17 protein-coding genes are annotated in these 17,680 nt (G+C 29.3%); 6 read left to right on the top strand and 11 right to left on the bottom strand.

The genetic code is table 11. The features are described 5' to 3' along the window. Positions 1–63 precede the first annotated feature (63 nt). The 9 genes from E4J94_RS00440 to E4J94_RS00400 all read right to left on the bottom strand — a co-directional run bounded on the left by E4J94_RS00440 (position 64) and on the right by E4J94_RS00400 (position 11,409). Positions 64–504: a hypothetical protein gene (locus E4J94_RS00440; protein WP_246034219.1), complete on the bottom strand. Its 441-nt coding sequence runs from the start codon at positions 502–504 to the stop codon at positions 64–66. Then, positions 485–2,293 carry an excinuclease ABC subunit UvrC gene (gene uvrC, locus E4J94_RS00435; protein ID WP_135833947.1) on the bottom strand — a complete coding sequence of 603 codons (1,809 nt, stop codon included), beginning with the start codon at positions 2,291–2,293 and terminating at the stop codon, positions 485–487. Before uvrC ends, E4J94_RS00440 begins: the two co-directional genes overlap by 20 nt. Beyond that, complete coding sequence (locus tag E4J94_RS00430; RefSeq protein WP_135833946.1) at positions 2,293–5,403, bottom strand: UvrD-helicase domain-containing protein; 3,111 nt, start codon at positions 5,401–5,403, stop codon at positions 2,293–2,295. The genes uvrC and E4J94_RS00430 overlap by 1 nt, the downstream gene beginning before the upstream one ends. Before the next feature lie 139 nt (positions 5,404–5,542). Beyond that, a complete protein-coding gene (locus E4J94_RS00425; RefSeq protein ID WP_135833945.1) occupies positions 5,543–6,133 on the bottom strand; it encodes an outer membrane beta-barrel protein in 591 nt (196 codons plus the stop codon). 324 nt (positions 6,134–6,457) lie between these two features. Beyond that, positions 6,458–7,072, bottom strand: a complete 615-nt coding sequence (locus E4J94_RS00420) for a porin family protein (protein ID WP_135833944.1) — start codon at positions 7,070–7,072, stop codon at positions 6,458–6,460. A gap of 59 nt (positions 7,073–7,131) precedes the next feature. After that, on the bottom strand, positions 7,132–8,799 hold the full coding sequence (locus tag E4J94_RS00415) for a M56 family metallopeptidase (RefSeq protein WP_168801805.1): 1,668 nt from the start codon (positions 8,797–8,799) through the stop codon (positions 7,132–7,134). A gap of 84 nt (positions 8,800–8,883) precedes the next feature. Further along, entirely contained in the window at positions 8,884–9,261 is a 378-nt protein-coding gene (locus E4J94_RS00410) for a BlaI/MecI/CopY family transcriptional regulator (RefSeq protein ID WP_135833942.1), read from the bottom strand. 123 nt (positions 9,262–9,384) lie between these two features. Further along, a complete protein-coding gene (locus tag E4J94_RS00405; RefSeq protein WP_135833941.1) occupies positions 9,385–10,002 on the bottom strand; it encodes a porin family protein in 618 nt (205 codons plus the stop codon). A gap of 156 nt (positions 10,003–10,158) precedes the next feature. Next, positions 10,159–11,409, bottom strand: a complete 1,251-nt coding sequence (locus tag E4J94_RS00400; RefSeq protein ID WP_135833940.1) for a 3-deoxy-D-manno-octulosonic acid transferase — start codon at positions 11,407–11,409, stop codon at positions 10,159–10,161. Positions 11,410–11,509: 100 nt separating this feature from the next. Here E4J94_RS00400 and E4J94_RS00395 point away from each other — a divergent pair, with 100 nt between their 5' ends. The 3 genes from E4J94_RS00395 to E4J94_RS00385 all read left to right on the top strand — a co-directional run bounded on the left by E4J94_RS00395 (position 11,510) and on the right by E4J94_RS00385 (position 14,139). Next, positions 11,510–12,625 (top strand): DegT/DnrJ/EryC1/StrS family aminotransferase, encoded by a 1,116-nt coding sequence (locus E4J94_RS00395; RefSeq protein WP_135833939.1) that lies wholly within the window; start codon positions 11,510–11,512, stop codon positions 12,623–12,625. A 93-nt stretch (positions 12,626–12,718) separates the two neighbouring features. Next, entirely contained in the window at positions 12,719–13,732 is a 1,014-nt protein-coding gene (gene galE / locus E4J94_RS00390) for a UDP-glucose 4-epimerase GalE (RefSeq protein ID WP_135833938.1), read from the top strand. 2 nt (positions 13,733–13,734) lie between these two features. Beyond that, the gene (locus E4J94_RS00385; protein WP_135833937.1) at positions 13,735–14,139 is read left to right on the top strand and encodes an NUDIX hydrolase; all 405 of its coding nucleotides are present in this window, start codon (positions 13,735–13,737) and stop codon (positions 14,137–14,139) included. A gap of 55 nt (positions 14,140–14,194) precedes the next feature. Here E4J94_RS00385 and E4J94_RS00380 read toward each other — a convergent pair whose 3' ends face one another. Then, on the bottom strand, positions 14,195–14,647 hold the full coding sequence (locus tag E4J94_RS00380) for a copper resistance protein NlpE (protein ID WP_135833936.1): 453 nt from the start codon (positions 14,645–14,647) through the stop codon (positions 14,195–14,197). Positions 14,648–14,732: 85 nt separating this feature from the next. On the opposite strand from E4J94_RS00380, the gene E4J94_RS00375 reads away from it, so the two are divergent. After that, positions 14,733–15,239: a methylated-DNA--[protein]-cysteine S-methyltransferase gene (locus tag E4J94_RS00375; RefSeq protein WP_135833935.1), complete on the top strand. Its 507-nt coding sequence runs from the start codon at positions 14,733–14,735 to the stop codon at positions 15,237–15,239. Positions 15,240–15,277: 38 nt separating this feature from the next. Here the strand turns inward: E4J94_RS00375 and E4J94_RS00370 are convergent, their stop codons facing one another. Then, positions 15,278–15,760 (bottom strand): copper resistance protein NlpE, encoded by a 483-nt coding sequence (locus E4J94_RS00370; RefSeq protein WP_135833934.1) that lies wholly within the window; start codon positions 15,758–15,760, stop codon positions 15,278–15,280. 173 nt (positions 15,761–15,933) lie between these two features. On the opposite strand from E4J94_RS00370, the gene lipA reads away from it, so the two are divergent. Together lipA and E4J94_RS00360 are read left to right on the top strand one after the other, a co-directional pair. Further along, entirely contained in the window at positions 15,934–16,803 is an 870-nt protein-coding gene (gene lipA, locus E4J94_RS00365) for a lipoyl synthase (RefSeq protein WP_135833933.1), read from the top strand. Between the two features lie 82 nt (positions 16,804–16,885). After that, positions 16,886–17,641, top strand: a complete 756-nt coding sequence (locus E4J94_RS00360; protein WP_135833932.1) for a GLPGLI family protein — start codon at positions 16,886–16,888, stop codon at positions 17,639–17,641. Positions 17,642–17,680: the final 39 nt, after the last annotated feature.

Genomic DNA, 17,680 nt, shown 5'->3' with positions numbered 1-17,680 from the left:
TACAAATTTTTGAAATAATTCATAAAAAAACTGCTTTACTAAATTGTAAAGCAGTTTATAGTTTTAAATATCATCTGTGTATAAATCAATAATTGGTCTAGGTGATTTTCGTTTAATTTGCGAAAGCCAATAAACAAAAATTCCGATTCCGTTCCCAAAAATAATAACTGTAATCCAAACTAAACGATCGTCACTTTTTATCAAATTTGGATTCTTTAAAGCATGCACAATAAAGTACACAAAAGAGATTACGCCAGTGAAAAAACTCATTAATACCAAAAAGATAAAAATGATAAGATTTCCTAATAACGCACTCAATAACGATTTAGAACTTCCTAAATGTCCTAGCTGCGCATCGAGCGTGCTAAACATAGAATAAAAAATTCCAAAATAACTTAACAAGCCAAGTACAAATAAAGTGATAGGAACAATTGCCAAAGTGGCTTGTAGCTTTGGATTGTTCAAAAGAGACGTTAAATCTCTGTCAATTAGTAGATTTTTCATCATTCGAAAAATAATCTTTTATTTTTTTTGCTTTAGATTTTCCTATACAATCGGTTAATTCTAACAAAGATGCATTTTTTATTCGTTCGACCGATTTAAATTTTGTTAATAATTCTTTAATTGTTTGCGGACCGATACCTTCTATATCTTCCAAAACCGAATTATAAGCGTTTTTACTACGTCGATTTCGGTGACGTGTAATTCCAAATCGATGCGATTCATCTCGCACATGTTGAAGCACTTTCAAGGTTTCAGAATTTTTGTCCAAATATAACGGATAAGGATCATCTGGATAATAAATTTCTTCTAAACGTTTCGCAATTCCAATCACCGAAACTTTTCCGCGTAATCCTAAACGATCAATCGATTTTAGAGCCGAACTTAATTGCCCTTTTCCACCATCAATCAAAATTAATTGAGGCAAAGATTCGCCTTCTGCCAAAACTCTCGAATATCGTCTTTCAATCACCTCTTCCATCGTAGCAAAATCGTTCGGTCCTTCTACGGTTTTAACATTGAAAATGCGATAATCTTTCTTACTTGGTTTTCCATTTTTGAACACCACACAAGCCGAAACAGGATTCGTTCCTTGAATATTAGAGTTATCAAAACCTTCGATATGTCGAGGTTCTGCAGGCAAACGTAAATCAACTTTCATCTGATTCATGATACGATTTGTATGACGATCAGGATCGACGATTTTGGTTTGTTTAAGCTGTTCTAAACGATAAATTCGGGTATTTTTTAACGATAAATCGACAATATGTTTTTTATCTCCAATTTTTGGAACTGTAATTTTTCTGAACGGAATTTCTAAACTCAATTCAAATGGAATATAAATTTCTTTAGAAGTTAAATTAAATCGTTCCGAAAAATCAATAATTGCACGCTCCAATAAATCTTCATCCGTTTCGTCCAATTTCTTTTTCCATTCCTCCGTATGCGACTGTATAATTGCGCCATGATAAATTTTCATAAAATTGACATAGGCATATTCTTCGTCCGACGTAATCGAAAAAACATCAACATTGGTAATGGTAGGCGAAACAATTGTAGAACGAGATTGATAATTCTGCAACGCTTCGATTTTTTCTTTAATCATTTGCGCTTTTTCAAACTTCAATTCAGCAGCATATTTCGTCATTTGGTTAACCAAATATTGCTTTGCTTCGTTAAATTCTCCTTTGATAATATTACGAATTGCCGAAATTTGTTCGTTATATTCTTCTTCTATTTGATAAGCTTCACAAGGTCCAAGACAATTGCCAATATGATATTCCAAGCAAACTTTGAACTTATGATTTTCGATATTTTTCTCGCTCAAATCATACGAACACGTTCTTAGTTGATACAATTCTTTGATCAAACCTAACAAAACTTTCATCGCTTTTCCGTTAGAATATGGTCCAAAATATTCCGAACCATCTTTGATAACATTTCGAGTCGAAAAAATACGTGGAAATCGTTCATTTTTAATGCAAATCCAAGGATAGGTTTTATCATCTCTTAATAAAATATTGTATCGCGGCTGATGTTCTTTAATCAAATTATTTTCCAACAACAATGCGTCATATTCAGAATTTACGTTGATGGTTTCGATGTTATCAATATTACTCACCAAAACACGCAAACGTTTCGAATCGTGTTGTTTATTGAAATACGAATTCACGCGACGCTTCAAGTTTTTCGCTTTGCCAATGTATAACAAATCCCCTTTTTTGTTATAATACTGATAAACACCGGGCGTTTCGGGTAAACTCGCTAATTTTAATTTTACATTTTCATTCATCAAAATACCTCTACAACATTTATTTTTTGCTGTTCATCATCAATATAAATCAAGATTTTGGTCTGAATATTATAACCTAAATTTCTAAAAAAATCAGCATATCTATTCACTTGAAAATGATGATCTAAATCGGGTTGACCAGTTTTATAATCGATAATCGAACAATTATTTTCTACATCAATTACCACACGATCGGCTCTGAAAATCTGTCCATTTTCATCAATAAAATCGCGTTCATTCAAAACCGTTAAACTTTCAGCAAAATATGGAACTAATTTAGCGTCTTGTAATAAATTTTGCAAGGTTTTTTGTAGATGTTCAACATTTTCGGCAGAAATTGTACCACGTTGTTTTTCACTTTCAATGATTTTTGGCAAATCATTTTGTATAACAATTTGTGATAAAATGTTATGAATTGTATTTCCAAATTCGGTGAATTTCAACTTTTCTTGCGCTTTTTCCGAATTGGTATTAATTACTAAACGCGTATTCCAATCCGAAGAATAAATTTTTAACTCAGCCGAAGAGTTTTCTATAATTTTTGGAGTTGAAATTCGTTCAGGAGAACCTTTCAAAATAACTTCATCCTCAGAAAAACCTTTACTGAAAACAAACTCGTGTAAATAATTTGCAATGTTTTTTGATTTTGAAGACTCTTTTGGTTTTAGCGCAATCATATACAATTGCTCTTTTGCACGCGTTGTTGCAACATAAAGCGTATTAATTTCATCCAATTGAACCAAATTTTCTTCTTCATCAATCTTCGATTTTATCGCCTTATTTTTGATTGATTTCAATTCATTATTAATTCCAACATAAAATGTTTCGAAGGGATTTTCTTCATCTTTTTGTAATGGAATCCAAATTTTAGAATTCTTACTTTGCCAATCCAAAAATGGTAAAATTACAATTGGAAATTCCAAACCTTTTGATTTATGAATCGTCATAATCTGGATTGCATCGACACCTTTTGGTGTTTTGATACTCGCTTTATCTTTGATAGTTGACCAAAACTCAAGAAATGAATTCAGATCAGATTCATTCTTCGATGAATATTCTAAAATAATATCCAAAAAACTTAAAATATAAGCGGGTGAACGTTCTTGTAAATGTAACGTTCGAATAGCTTTTTCTGTAAAATCATATAACGAAAGGTTTTGATCTTGAATAAAATCTAAATCAATTCCAAGTAATTTGGTTAATTTTAAAAACTTTGACAAATCACCTTTTAATGCTTTTTCAACTGTGATTGTTAAATCCTCTGTTTTGAATAATTCTAATTCGTAAGCAACCATCAAAAAACGAATTTTTGATTGTTCGTCTTGTGGATTTGATGTGATTTTGAACAAATATTCAATTAATTGAATCTCGAAAGAATTTTTTAACAACAAGGCTTCATTAGAAATGACAATTAAATTATTTTCGGTCAAATATTTCGCTAATAAAATTCCTTGCGCATTGCTACGAACCAAAATCGCAATATCATTTAATGAGAAACCATTTGCTCGACAATCTTCAATTGTTTTTAGAACCAATTCTAAATTTTGTTCTTTAAATAAATCTTTCGAGCGACCTTCTTGCTCAATGAAATTTATTTTGACAAAACCATTTTTTTGATGATTAGTTAATTGTTTATTTCCGATTTCGTACAAATATTGAAAACTCGGTAAATTGAGTTGTGGCGCGATAAAAGAATACAATTCATTGTTAAATTGAATAATATTTTCGTGACTTCGCCAATTTTTTTCTAATTCTTCAACTTTTATATTTTCTTCCTCTTTTCTGTCAATTAAATCAATCATTTGCGCTGGATTCCCACCACGCCAACGATAAATAGACTGTTTTGCATCACCTACTAGCATAATCGTGTCAGATTGGGCGCGTGCATTTTCGACCAACGGATTCAGATTATTCCATTGTAACGTCGATGTATCCTGAAATTCATCAATAAAATAATGATTATAGCGCGAACCGATTCTCTCATAAATAAAATTGGCAGGTTGTTGTTGCAGATTTTTACTGATAATGGTGTTAAATTCATTAATCAACAAAACATTCGAATCTTTTTTGATCGAATCCAATGATTTTTCAACCTCATTAATCAACGAAATTGATGAAATATTTTTCTGAATTGAAGTTAATAAAAGTAAGTGATCGTTGATGTTCGCAGCTTTTTCGAACAAATCTTTCACTTGAGGAAAAATAGATTCAGCAATTGCATCTTTCACTTTCGAAAGATATCCTTCTTCCAAAATATCTTTTGTATTCGCATCGGTTGGTAAAATCAAACCAAAACCATCAAAGTTTTTTAATTTCTGGAAAAAAGCAGCAATTCCTCGACTTTTTCCTGGTAATTCATTTACCGAAATTCCATTGTTTGCAAGCAACTCGAAAAACTCATTTCCAATTGTAATCAAACCATCTTTCAAAGTTTTTATATCATCAAAAATAACTTTTCGGTAACGAATAAATTCGTCTAACGAAATGTTTTTTAATTTTTCTAAATCTTGTAAATGTCGATCATTAGAAATGTCCGAAGTGTCTGAAGAAAGCGTTTTTCGAATATCCCACGATTTATTTTCGTCCATATTATCCAACGCAATTTTGATCATTGTTTGCGTTAATTTTTCGTCTTCTCCAATTTTTGAATACAACAAATCAACCGATTCGTTAATGATCTCATTCGTATTCATTTCGACATCAAAATTCATTGATAAACCTAAATCTTGTGCGAAAGATTTCATCAATCGTAGATTAAATTTATCAATCGTAGAAATAGAAAATTTAGAATAATTATGAAGAATTGCAATCAGAATATTGTACGCTTTTGTCTTGATAATTTCAGGCTTCAAATTCAGTTCAGAAGCTAATTCGAGAATATATTGATCTTCTTTTGGGTTAGGATTTTTAGCAATTTCTTCTAAGGTTTCGATGATACGTTCCTTCATTTCGCCAGCCGCTTTGTTGGTAAACGTAATGGCTAAAATATGCTCGAAATGATAATCGCTTTCATTGGTTAATAACAACGAAAGAAATTCCTTTACCAAGGTGTAAGTTTTACCTGCTCCAGCGGAAGCATTGTAAATTTTGAAATCGCCTGCTTGTAACAAATTCTGAATTTTTAGGAAAGTTAAACAATCTTCTCAAAAATAAGAAATCAGAAAGACAAAACATGACGTAATAAAAAAGGAAGCTCAATTGAGCTTCCATAGAAATGTTATAATGAAAAAAGTTTATATTCTAAATTATTTAGAATATATATTTTACTCCAATTTTTACACCACTTAATAAACCTGAATTTAATCCGAAGTTAAAGTCATTTGAAGCATCTCCATCTTTAGGTTTTACAGAGCTCCAAGAAGCAAGACCAAAAGTTGTTTCAATAGACCAATGAGAAGATAAGAAATAATCTAAACCTGGTGCAATCTCAATTCCATATGCAGTGTATTTAGACTCGTCTTTTCCTCCAGTTAGAGGTTCATAAGTGTCTTTTCCAAAAACAAGAGGAACAGCAGCTTGTCCGAAAATAAATAATTTATCATTTATTCCCCAGTATTTTCTTACTAAAGGTTGAACAATAAACTGATTTGTTTTAATTGTAGACACACCTGTTTCATTTTTGCCTCCTACATATCCAACAGCTCCTCCAACAGCGACAGTTGGTGAAATAAAATTACCAACAGCTGGTAAAATACTATAATTTTGAGTATCACCATCATTAGAAGTTCCATAACCAGCTTGTCCCATTAAGAACCATTTCCCTTTAAAACCTTCGTTTTCTTGGGCATTAGCATTAGAAAAAGCAAAAACAGTTGCAACTAGTAAAAATATTTTTTTCATATTTATATGATTTAAATTGTTCAACAAATGTATAGCGAATGAATCGTTTGTAAAATGATTAAAATCAGATAGTTATATATATTCGTTTATAAAACAGATAAGTTTCAAATTATCAATATTATATTAACATTAATATTTTTAAAAAATGTGAAAAAAGTGATTTTTTTAAAAATATCGTAATTTAAAGTCAATTAAAATTTTATATTTTCAATTTGTTTATGATTTTAATTAGATATAATTATTTTATTAATACATTTTTTTATTGTATTTAAAAAAAGGAAACTTCATGTAAGTTTCCTTTTTTATATATTTTTATGATATTAATTAGAAAGAATATCCTAAACCAATTGAAAATACTGAGTTTTTAATTTTACCTCCATTTTCATCTGAGATATTTGAAAGCCCAAAATTGTAACGAGCTCCTGCATTAAGACCATTTGAAAACTCATATCCTAATCCAATGTTTAATCCGAAATCTATAGATTTTAAGTAATCTTTCATATCTACATCTTGATCAATTTTTTGTCCTAGAGCAGTAGTTTTTACATTTAATTTAGAACTTACTAAAAAGCCTACTTGTGGACCAGCTTCAATATTGAAACCTTGTGTAGGATAAAATTTAAACATTAAAGGAACGTTAATATAATCTAGTTTATACTTTACATCAGCATTTACATCACCAATTTGTTCATTAACATAAATTTCCCCAGATTCTTTAGCTCCTTGTGTAGAATATAATAATTCTGGTTGAAAAGCAAACTTATCTGCAAATTTGATATTAGCATAACCTCCAACGTGAAAACCAACCTTTGCATCAGCATTTTGACTGTTTCCAGATAAATTTGAAATATTAAGACCTGCTTTAGCTCCAAATTTAGTTTGAGCGTTTGAATTAATAGCTAATGCTAATAATGGAATAAAACATAAATATTTTTTCATATAAGTAAAATTTTAAAGTTCTGTAAAAATATAACAATAACATAAAAAAGATACTAATTCTATTTATTATTTTTACGTTCTTCTTTTTGTAATCTCTCGATTTCCTTTATTTGTTTTTTTGTATTTTCTTCTTGTAATTTTAATTCTTTCATTCGTAGATCTAATTGTTTTGATAAAGGCTGATTAGATTTTGTAAAGGTATAATTATAAGAATATCCATTTTTAGGAAGAACAGTGATATTTACGTCATCATCGTTATCATTTTTCTTATTTATCTTTAGACTCGTAATTGTTTTTGGAAATTTAGACATATCGAACTCTTTACTTTCGGTTATTCCATTTTTATTTTTTGTGATATAAATTTTATCAATTTCAGAATTTTGGATTTTATGCTCAACTTCATTTTTATCTGTATAAATAGACAAACCATCTTTAAATGTTATGTTATTCGTTATCATTAGCATTTTTGTAGGAGTTGTTTTTCCTATATTTTTTTTATCAATATTAGGAATATTCTTTTCTAAATTAAAAATTTTAATGACACTTGAATCTTTTTTGATAATTTCAATTAAACCTTCATTCTTTTTAACAAACATTTTGTCAATCTCTTTTGGATCAATTTTTTGCAAAACTTTTCTATCTGTTCCATATAGAATTGTAGGAACTAAGTCTTTTCTCAAGACAATATCTTTTATTTTGATTGAATCATTTAGGATAATGTCTCCAGCATCATTTAAGATAATTTTGTTTTGCGGATTACTTTTTAGAATATTTTTTAATTCATCTTTTGTCAAAATTTTTTCTAATTGATCAGCTTTTTTTACATCTTCAATTTTTGCTGTTTTAAGAAGAGAATCACTTAATTTATTAGCATGGTTTAGAAGAGTTTCAGCTTGAGATTGAACAGGTTTTTCCAAGGCTTGTTCTACTTTTTGAGCTTTTTTCTCTACTTCTTGCGCAAACGATTTTTGACTAAAAAGAACAAAAGCACTCAATATAAAAGGCAATGAAGCAAAAGAAAGAATTTTTACTTTTCGTTTTGATGTATTTTTCGTCATCATAAGTAGGCGTTTTTTAGTTAGAATAAAATTGAAATTACTTGCCATCATTGATGGATTTTGCGTTGCAATACAATCTAAAATTTGATATTGGTAAGTTTTTAAATCTGAGTTCTTTTTCAATACATACTCATCAGCCAAAAACTCATGATTTAGTTTGATTGATTTTTTATAGAAATAAACAAACGGATTGAACCAAAAAAGAATTTGAAAAATTTCAATTAACAAAATATCCAAACTATGTTTCTGAATACAATGTGCTTTTTCGTGGTCAATTAAATTTTGATGTAAATTTTTAAGTTGTTTTTCAGGAATAAAAATATATTTCCAAAAACTATACGGTTGATTCGAATCTAAATCAAGAATATAAGTAATATTTTGATCTTTTATTTTTTCTTCTGTCTTTATTTTGAACATCAATTCGTACAAATTGTAGATAAATCTTACAAGAAAAATTACACCAACCAAAATGTAAATAACATTCAAAATATCACCAAAATTAACTCCTTTTTCTTGTTGCAATAATTCAGGATTTTGCATTAAAAAAGCTAAGAGTTCAGGTGAAATATTCGCTTCAGTCGCTGTTATAGGCAAATCGATTTTGTACAAAGGTGCCATCAACGAAAATATCAACGAAAACAACAGATAAAAACGATTGATTTTATACATGCTTTCGCGTTCCAAAAAAAGTTTATAAAACGAATATAAAAATCCGGAACAAAGAATAAATTTTATAAAAAAAGCAACCATAGGCTATTTCTTTTTGCGATCTATTTCGTTGTCAATTATATCACGTAATTTTTCTAATTCTTCGACTGACATATTGTTCGATTTTGCAAAAAATGAAGCAAATTGTGTTGCCGAATTATTAAAGAAGTTTGAAATAATTCCTTTTACTTCTTTCGAAAAATAATCATCCTTTTTTACTAAAGCATAGTATCGACGCGAGTTTCCCATTTGCTCGTAATCAATATATCCTTTGTCATGCATCCTTTTTAATAAGGTGGAAATTGTAGTATTTGCAGGTTTCGGATCGTCATAAGAATCAATAATATCTTTCGCAAAAACTTGTTTTCCGCTCCAAATAACTTCCATAACCTCTTCTTCTCTTCTTGATAATTTAACTTTCATATCTACAATTGTAATTTAATTACTACAAATATAGAATTTAATTTGACAAGACAAAATTGTTTTACAATTAACCACAAAAAAAAGGAGCTTTTAGCTCCTTTGTATATTTTTATTTGAAATAAATTACATTTCTGTTAATTTATATGCGACACCAACACTAAAATATGTGTTAGTAATTTTGTAATTATCATTTATTGCTTGCGGATAATAATCATTAATATTTGATAATCCTTTTGTAAAACGAGCATTAATTTCTAATTCATCAGTGATTTTATATGCTGCACCAAAATTTAAGCCGAAGTCAAATGTTTTGAAATTGTCAGTAGCTTTTATCTTCGTATTTTCTTTACCTAATTCATATTTTTCTTTAGCAGAAACTAAGAAACCTAATTGTGGACCAAATTCAACATTTAAACCGTCCATAATTTCGTAACGTCCCATTAAAGGAATATTAATATTATGCGTAATTAATTTAGCTTTTGAATTATCATTTGTTTTTAATCCAGCACCTTGTTTAGAATACAAAAGTTCTGGTTGAAAACTAATTTGATCCGTTATTTTGTAGTTTGCATAACCACCAACATAGAAATCTGTTCTAAATTTTGTTTGATTCTCATACAATTGTCTTGAGTCTCCTGATAAAGTAGGGAAGTTAAGACCTCCTTTTATTCCTAAATCAATTTGCGCGTTTGCTGCACTTAATCCACCGAAAAGTGCTATCCCTAAGATTAGTTTTTTCATTTTTTTTATTACTTAAGTTTGAGTTATTTATATAAAATTCAAAAGTAAAGTTTTATTCATATATTATAATTGATTCATTATCAAAAAAATCAATAATGCTTTTTTGACTCACAATATCTATGCCTTTTTTGTTGAAAAGTGATAAAATTTAAAGATTTACAACATATTCTCTAAATATTGTAAAATAATTTTAGTTGCATTTGGCGAATTTTGAACGAAATCTCCTGCTTTTTTTCCACTTTCTTTTCGATAATTTTCATCATTCATCAAACGATTCATAATTGTATCAAATTCATTTTGATTAGTGATAGAAAATCCTCCGCCAATTTCAATTAAATCAACTGCTTCCTGAAATTTCTTGTATTTAGGACCAAAAATAACAGGGGTTCCAAATGTTACGGCTTCTAACGTATTATGAATTCCAGCACCAAAACCTCCTCCAATATACGTAATATCTGCATAAGAATAGACTTTTGATAAAATACCAATTGTATTCAGAATAAAAATTTTCGAATCAATTAAATCTTGTTGTGATGTTTTTTCTAAATCAGAAAATTTAACTGCTTTTTGATTGATTTTACTCAGAAAAGAACTGATTTCAGCATCATTCAAATTATGTGGTGCAAAAACAATTTTCCAATCATCAGTTAATTTTTGGTTGATTAAATTAATAAATAATTCTTCATCTTTTGGCCAAGAACTTCCAACCACAATTAATTTTGAATTTTGTTTAAAACTATTCATAAAATCCAACTGATTATCTTGATGAACAATTTGTTTTACACGGTCAAAACGCGTGTCACCAGCAATTGTATTTTGAGTAATTTGAATCGAATCTAATAAATTTTTAGATTTTTGGTTTTGAATAAAAAAGTGATTAATTAAACTCAATTTTTTTGCAAACCAATTATTTCCATTTTTCTTAAAAAAGTTTTGACTTTCTCTAAAAATAGATGAAACTACAATTATTGGAATCTTTTGTTGATGTAATTCTGTAATCAAATTGAACCAATATTCGTATTTTACCAAAACCAAAATCTCTGGATGAAGCACTTTTATCAACTTTTCTGCATTCGATTTTGTATCCAAAGGCAAATAAAAAATAACATCTGCACCTTGATAATTCTTTCTGATTTCATAACCAGAAGGTGAAAAAAACGAAACAGCAATTTTATGTGTTGGATATTTTTCTTTTAACGCTTCAATGACAGGTCGACCTTGCTCGAATTCGCCTAAAGATGAACAATGTATCCACAAAACTTTATCTGTTTCAGAAATTTTAGAAGCTATTTTTTCTTCCCAATTTTTCCTGCCATCTACCCAAAGTTTTGCTTTTTCGTTGAAATTCGAAGCCAATTTTAACGCCATTCCGTACGCCTTAATTGATGTGTTATAAAATCCTTGCACAATGTTGCAAAGTTAAAAATTTAGAATGAGCTTTTTTTGTACATTTGTTGTAATAATAACGACTTTTTAAAGTTGTAGATTTTGAAAGATTCATTAAGTTATGAAAAAAATACAAATGGTTGACTTACAAAGTCAATATCAAAAAATAAAAGGAGACGTTGATGCAGCAATTATGAATGTTTTAGATTCGGCTGCTTTTATTAATGGACCAGAAGTAAAACAGTTCGAAACTGAATTGCAATATTATTTAAATGTAAAACACGTAATTCCTTGCGGAAACGGAACTGATGCGTTGCAAATTGCTTTGATGGCATTAGGTTTAGAGCCAGGTGACGAGGTTATTACGGCTGATTTTACATTTGCTGCAACAGTAGAAGTTATTGATTTATTGAAATTAAATTCAATTTTAGTTGATGTTGATTATGATACTTTTACAATTGATACAGAGAAATTGAAAGCGGCAATTACACCAAAAACTAAAGCGATTATTCCAGTTCATTTATTTGGTCAATGTGCAAATATGGACGAGATTATGTCAATTGCAAAAGAACACAATTTGTATGTTGTAGAAGATACTGCACAAGCAATTGGAGCCGATTACAAAGGGCAAAAAGCTGGAACAATTGGTCATATTGGTTGTACATCTTTCTTTCCATCTAAAAATTTAGGTTGTTATGGTGATGGTGGAGCAATCTTTACTAATGATGATGATTTGGCGCATCGTTTACGTGGAATTGTAAATCATGGAATGTACAAACGTTATTACCATGATGAAGTAGGTGTGAACTCTCGTTTAGATTCTGTTCAAGCAGCAGTTTTACGTCGTAAATTACCTTTATTGAATGATTATAATGCGGCTCGTAATAAAGCAGCGACTTATTATACAGAAGCTTTTAAAGATATTGACGCATTATTAACGCCAGTAAAAGAGGAAGATACAACTCACGTATTCCATCAATATACATTACGTGTAACAAATGGAAAACGTAATGAATTACAAGCTTTCTTGACTGAAAAAGAAATTCCAGCTATGATTTATTATCCAGTTCCATTGCGTAAGCAAAAGGCATATGATAATGGACATTATAATGATGCAGATTTTCCAAATACAAATAAATTGGTAGAAGAAGTAATTTCTTTACCAATGCACACAGAGTTGGATGAAGAGCAATTAGCTTATATCACATCTGCTGTTCGAGAATTTTTTGCAAAATAATTTATTAAGATAAAATTAAAAGCTTCTGATTTGTTTCAGAAGCTTTTTTTATTTTCCTAAATTTGAATAACTAAAGAAACTTTAAAATACGAAATGAGTAAAATATTAGTAACTGGAGGCTTAGGTTATATAGGATCTCATACTGTTGTTGCTTTACAATATGCAGGTTATGAAGTAGTAATAATTGACGATTTATCAAATACAGATATTGATTTTTTGGATAGAATTACATCAATTACAAATGTAAGACCAGCCTTTTTTGAAATAGATTTAAAGAATCAAGAAAAAGTAAACGAATTTTTCAAAACAAATAAAATAGATGGAATTATTAACTTCGCAGCGCATAAAGCGGTTGGAGAATCTGTTGAAAAACCGTTGATGTATTATCGTAACAATCTTTTAGGATTAATTAATCTTTTAGACGCAATGAAAGATTTTGACGCTGATAATATTATTTTTAGTTCATCTTGTACGGTTTATGGGCAAGCAGATAAGATGCCTATAGATGAACAAACTCCTTTAAAGAAACCTGAATCTCCTTATGGAAAAACGAAACAAATGGGAGAGGAAATTTTAGAAGATTTCTCTACTGCATTTGACAAAAATGTGATTTGTTTACGTTATTTCAATCCAGTAGGTGCGCATCCAACAGCTAAAATTGGAGAATTACCAAAAGGAATTCCAAATAATTTGATTCCTTATGTAACACAAACTGCAGCTGGAATTAGAGAAGAGTTATCGGTTTGGGGAGACGATTATCCAACACGTGATGGTACGGCGATTCGTGATTATATAGATGTAAATGATTTGGCTGATGCGCATGTAAAAGCTGTAACTCGTTTGATCGAAAATAAAAATAAAGCGAAGCTAGAATTCTTTAACCTTGGAACAGGAACTGGATCGACTGTTTTAGAAGTTGTTCATGCGTTTGAAGAAGCAAATGATTTGAAACTAAATTATCAAATAAAAGAACGTCGTGCAGGAGATATTATCGAAGCTTATGCGGATAACTCACTTGTAGAAAAAGAATTAGGATGGAAGCCAGAAACTAAACTTGCAGAAAGTATGCGTACAGCTTGGGAATGGCAGAAAAGTTTAAAAAAATAAAAATGATTCAATTACCAACAGCAGGATTATTAGTAATTAAAAACAATAAACTGCTTTTGACATTTAGCAAAAATAAAAAGGCGTGGTATTTACCTGGAGGGAAAATTGATGAAGGTGAAAATTCTAAATCAGCTTTGATAAGAGAGATAAAAGAAGAATTGAGTTTAGATTTGGTAAAAGAAGATCTCAATTTTTATTGTCATATTACAGCTGAAGCATATGGAGAACTGAATCTTTTGATGGAACAAGATTGTTTTTTGTACGATTTGAATGAAGAAATAATACCAACAAACGAAATTGAAGCTTACAACTATTTTACTTTTGAAGAATATTTACAAGAAGAAATTCAAGTAATAGGTGTAATCAAAGTTTTTGACAAATTGACAAAAGATCATTTATTGAACTAAATATAATTTCAAAAATAAAAGGCAATCCGTAATCGAAATTGCCTTTTGCTTTTTATTATTTAGTCTTTTTCAAGATATATTTATCTTTCAAATTTCCTGTAATTTCTTTTCCTTGTTGATCCAAAACTTTCAATCTATTTTCTTCAACTTTCAATACTAACGGACTTACATTCGAATTTAAATGTAAAACATTTCCAGAAGCATCCCATTTATAAAATCCTTCGTCTTGATAAACTGTTTCTTTTCCTAGATATTCTTGCTCAATAAAAAAGTTACCATCTTTTTTCAATTCAACAATATATTTTATTCCTTCGCAATCGGCACAAGGTAAAGTTCCTTCATATTTTCCAGCCCAATCCAACGAATTCATAGAATTGTGTTCTTTTTTTACAGCTTCTGTAATTTCTGTAGAGGAATCTGTATTTTTTTGTTCTTGTTGAACACCTTTTGATTGACAAGAGAATATAATGAATGATGCGAAAACACTCGCAAAAATAGATTTTTTCATAAATTAATTTTATGATATTTTTAACAACAAATTTGATACCAAATTACGACTATATTTTTCTAACTTTCAACTAAAATTTTATAAAATGTTTCGCTCAAAAAAAATACAAACACCTCTTGGAGAAATGCTTGCAATAAAGTCGGAAAAAGGACTTTGTATGTTAGAGTTTTTTGATGGAAAATCGACCGAAAAACAACTCAAAGAAATAGAAAACTTGGGTGAAATTTTGGAAAAGGATGATGAAGTTTTGAATCGTTTAGAAAATGAATTGAATGATTATTTTGAAGGAAATCTAAAAGAATTTACAATTCCACTTGATTTGATTGGAACTGATTTCCAGAAAAAAGTTTGGAACGAATTAATTAAAATTCCGTTTGGAGAAACAAGATCGTACAAAGATCAATCGATAGCTGTTGGAGATTTATTAGCGATAAGAGCTGTAGCAAATGCTAATGGGAAAAATAAAATTGCAATAGTAGTGCCTTGTCACAGAGTTATTGGTTCTGATGGATCTTTAACAGGTTATGCTGGAGGAAAAAAACGTAAACAATATCTATTAGAACTAGAATCTAAACAATTAAAATTATTTTAAAATAAAATCCCGAAAAGTATCGGGATTTCTTTATCAAATTATTGTTTTATTAAAACATATTTATCAGCAAGAGAACCTGTAATCTCTTTTCCTTCTTGATCTAATGAAAATAATTTATTTTCACCGACTTTATAATTAAAATTACCATTCTCTTTAGTTGTAATTTTGATAGATCCACCATCTTTAGACCATTCTAATTTACCTTTGTCTTCTAATTTGAAATTTTTGTTTAAATACTCTTGAGATAAAGTAAAAGTTTCATCCTTATTAATAGTTAAAGTTGTTTTTATTCCTTCACAATCAGCACAAGGTAAAACTCCTTCATAAGTACCAACCCAATCAATAGATGTTTTAGAATTATGTTCATCAACATGACCTGTAGTTAAACTATCTTTAGGAAGGTTAGTGGTAGATGAATCCAATGTTACATCTTCTGTCTTGTTTATGTTTTCATGTTTTTTAGTTTCACAGCTAAAGATTATTAAACTAGTGAAAGAAATAGCCATTATTAATTTTTTCATTGAGTTTTGATATTTAATTTACACAATATTTTATATGAAATTAATCCCAAATAATATTCCAAATAATGTTAAAAATTGTATTTTTTTTGTTTTTATTCAAAATTTAATCCAATGTTTAGAATGTAAAATCTTCCAAAAAATCTTTGTAAATTAGCCAATCAGAAAAGTAATGTATGAGTGTTGAGCTATTACCAGATGGAAGAGTAAAAAAACCTGAATGGTTACGTGTTAAATTACCAACAGGAAAAAAACATCGAGAATTAAGAGGTTTAGTTGATAAATATAAATTGAATACCATTTGTCAAAGTGGTAGTTGCCCAAATATGGGTGAATGTTGGGGAGAAGGTACTGCAACATTTATGATTTTGGGAAATGTATGTACACGTTCGTGTGGTTTTTGTGGTGTAAAAACTGGTCGTCCAGAACAGGTGGATTGGGCAGAGCCAGAAAAAGTAGCTCGTTCTATCAAATTAATGCAAATAAAGCATGCAGTTTTAACGTCTGTAGATCGTGATGATTTGAAAGATATGGGATCTATTATTTGGGCAGAAACTATACATGCTGTTCGTAGAATTAGTCCAGGAACAACAATGGAAACTTTGATTCCAGATTTTCAAGGAATTGAAAAACACATTGATCGTTTAGTTGAGGCTTCACCAGAAGTATTATCTCATAACATGGAAACTGTTCGTCGTTTAACAAGAGAAGTTCGTATACAAGCAAAATATGATCGATCGTTAGAAGTTTTACGTTACGCAAAAGAAGCAGGTCAACGTCGTACAAAGACTGGAATTATGCTTGGTTTGGGTGAGTTTGAAGATGAGGTTTTTGAAACAATTCAGGAAGTTGCTAATGCAAAAGTAGATGTTATTACAATTGGTCAATATTTGCAACCAACAAAAAAACATTTGCCTTTGAAAGAATTTATCACGCCAGAACAATTCAAGAAATACGAAGATTTTGCACGCGGATTAGGATTCCGTCATGTAGAATCTGGGCCATTGGTTCGTTCTTCTTATCATGCTGAGAAACATATTTTATAATTAAATTTTTTTATTATATTTTAAAGATACACAATTAGTTGTGTCTCTTTTTTGTTATATTTAGATATTAATAATATCTAATATGAAAAAACTAATCGTACTAATAGTTTTAGTTTCTAGCTATGTGAATGCACAATTTTATGAGGTAGAATATGAAACACAGATTAAAGTAAAATATAATCAAAAAGGTTTAGACTTTTATAAAGATATTACTGATTTTGAGTTAAGAAAACAAAATATTGATCAAAATGAAAATCCAGCTGCTTTAGAGTTTAAATTTATTCTGCATAAAGACGAAGCAAACACAATTGAATTACCAAAAGTTGAGAATGTACAAGGACAAATTGTTTTTATTAAGAAAAGTGCACCATATATGTATTTTGGAACAACTTATTTCAATACTGAAAAACAAGAAGTGTTGATGCAACAAGATGTTTATGGAAAAAAATATATTGTTTATGATAAAATAAATAATCTTGATTGGAAATTATCAAATGAAACAAAAGAAATTCTCGGATATAAAGCACAAAAAGCAACTGCAAATTTTAATGACAGAATCTTTGTTGCTTGGTTTGTTCCAGAAATTAAAACAGATTTAATGCTAATTAATTTCATGAGTCCTGGAGGTTTGGTTCTTGATCTTGAGATTAGTTATGAAGATGAAATGGGAGAATATTTTGGTTTTTATAAAGCAAATTCAGTAAAAGAAAAATCAAAATATAAGATTGTTATTCCTACAAAAGGAAACAAAATTTCGAATGATGAATTAGAGAAAATATGGGACGATCTTGATAAAAGAAGAAATGAAGTTAACAATGAAGGTATTGATAAAAAATAGATAATGACATTAAACTTGCTTAACTTTAAGCAAGTTTTT

This window comes from Empedobacter tilapiae, from assembly GCF_004785645.1.
GTDB lineage: Bacteria > Bacteroidota > Bacteroidia > Flavobacteriales > Weeksellaceae > Empedobacter > Empedobacter tilapiae.
The sequence above is the reverse complement of the archived record's forward strand: the minus strand, read 5'-3'. Positions and strand labels throughout refer to the sequence as shown.

Bases quoted from the DNA above. Each gene is read 5' to 3' on its own strand.
- E4J94_RS00375 (WP_135833935.1), top strand. From the start codon at position 14,733: ATGTTTCGCTCAAAAAAAATACAAACACCTCTTGGAGAAATGCTTGCA.
- E4J94_RS00370 (WP_135833934.1), bottom strand. From the start codon at position 15,760: ATGAAAAAATTAATAATGGCTATTTCTTTCACTAGTTTAATAATCTTT.
- E4J94_RS00410 (WP_135833942.1), bottom strand. From the start codon at position 9,261: ATGAAAGTTAAATTATCAAGAAGAGAAGAAGAGGTTATGGAAGTTATT.
- galE (WP_135833938.1), top strand. From the start codon at position 12,719: ATGAGTAAAATATTAGTAACTGGAGGCTTAGGTTATATAGGATCTCAT.
- E4J94_RS00385 (WP_135833937.1), top strand. From the start codon at position 13,735: ATGATTCAATTACCAACAGCAGGATTATTAGTAATTAAAAACAATAAA.
- uvrC (WP_135833947.1), bottom strand. From the start codon at position 2,293: ATGAATGAAAATGTAAAATTAAAATTAGCGAGTTTACCCGAAACGCCC.
- lipA (WP_135833933.1), top strand. From the start codon at position 15,934: ATGAGTGTTGAGCTATTACCAGATGGAAGAGTAAAAAAACCTGAATGG.
- E4J94_RS00395 (WP_135833939.1), top strand. From the start codon at position 11,510: ATGAAAAAAATACAAATGGTTGACTTACAAAGTCAATATCAAAAAATA.
- E4J94_RS00380 (WP_135833936.1), bottom strand. From the start codon at position 14,647: ATGAAAAAATCTATTTTTGCGAGTGTTTTCGCATCATTCATTATATTC.
- E4J94_RS00440 (WP_246034219.1), bottom strand. From the start codon at position 504: ATGAAAAATCTACTAATTGACAGAGATTTAACGTCTCTTTTGAACAAT.
- E4J94_RS00405 (WP_135833941.1), bottom strand. From the start codon at position 10,002: ATGAAAAAACTAATCTTAGGGATAGCACTTTTCGGTGGATTAAGTGCA.
- E4J94_RS00425 (WP_135833945.1), bottom strand. From the start codon at position 6,133: ATGAAAAAAATATTTTTACTAGTTGCAACTGTTTTTGCTTTTTCTAAT.
- E4J94_RS00420 (WP_135833944.1), bottom strand. From the start codon at position 7,072: ATGAAAAAATATTTATGTTTTATTCCATTATTAGCATTAGCTATTAAT.
- E4J94_RS00415 (WP_168801805.1), bottom strand. From the start codon at position 8,799: ATGTATAAAATCAATCGTTTTTATCTGTTGTTTTCGTTGATATTTTCG.
- E4J94_RS00360 (WP_135833932.1), top strand. From the start codon at position 16,886: ATGAAAAAACTAATCGTACTAATAGTTTTAGTTTCTAGCTATGTGAAT.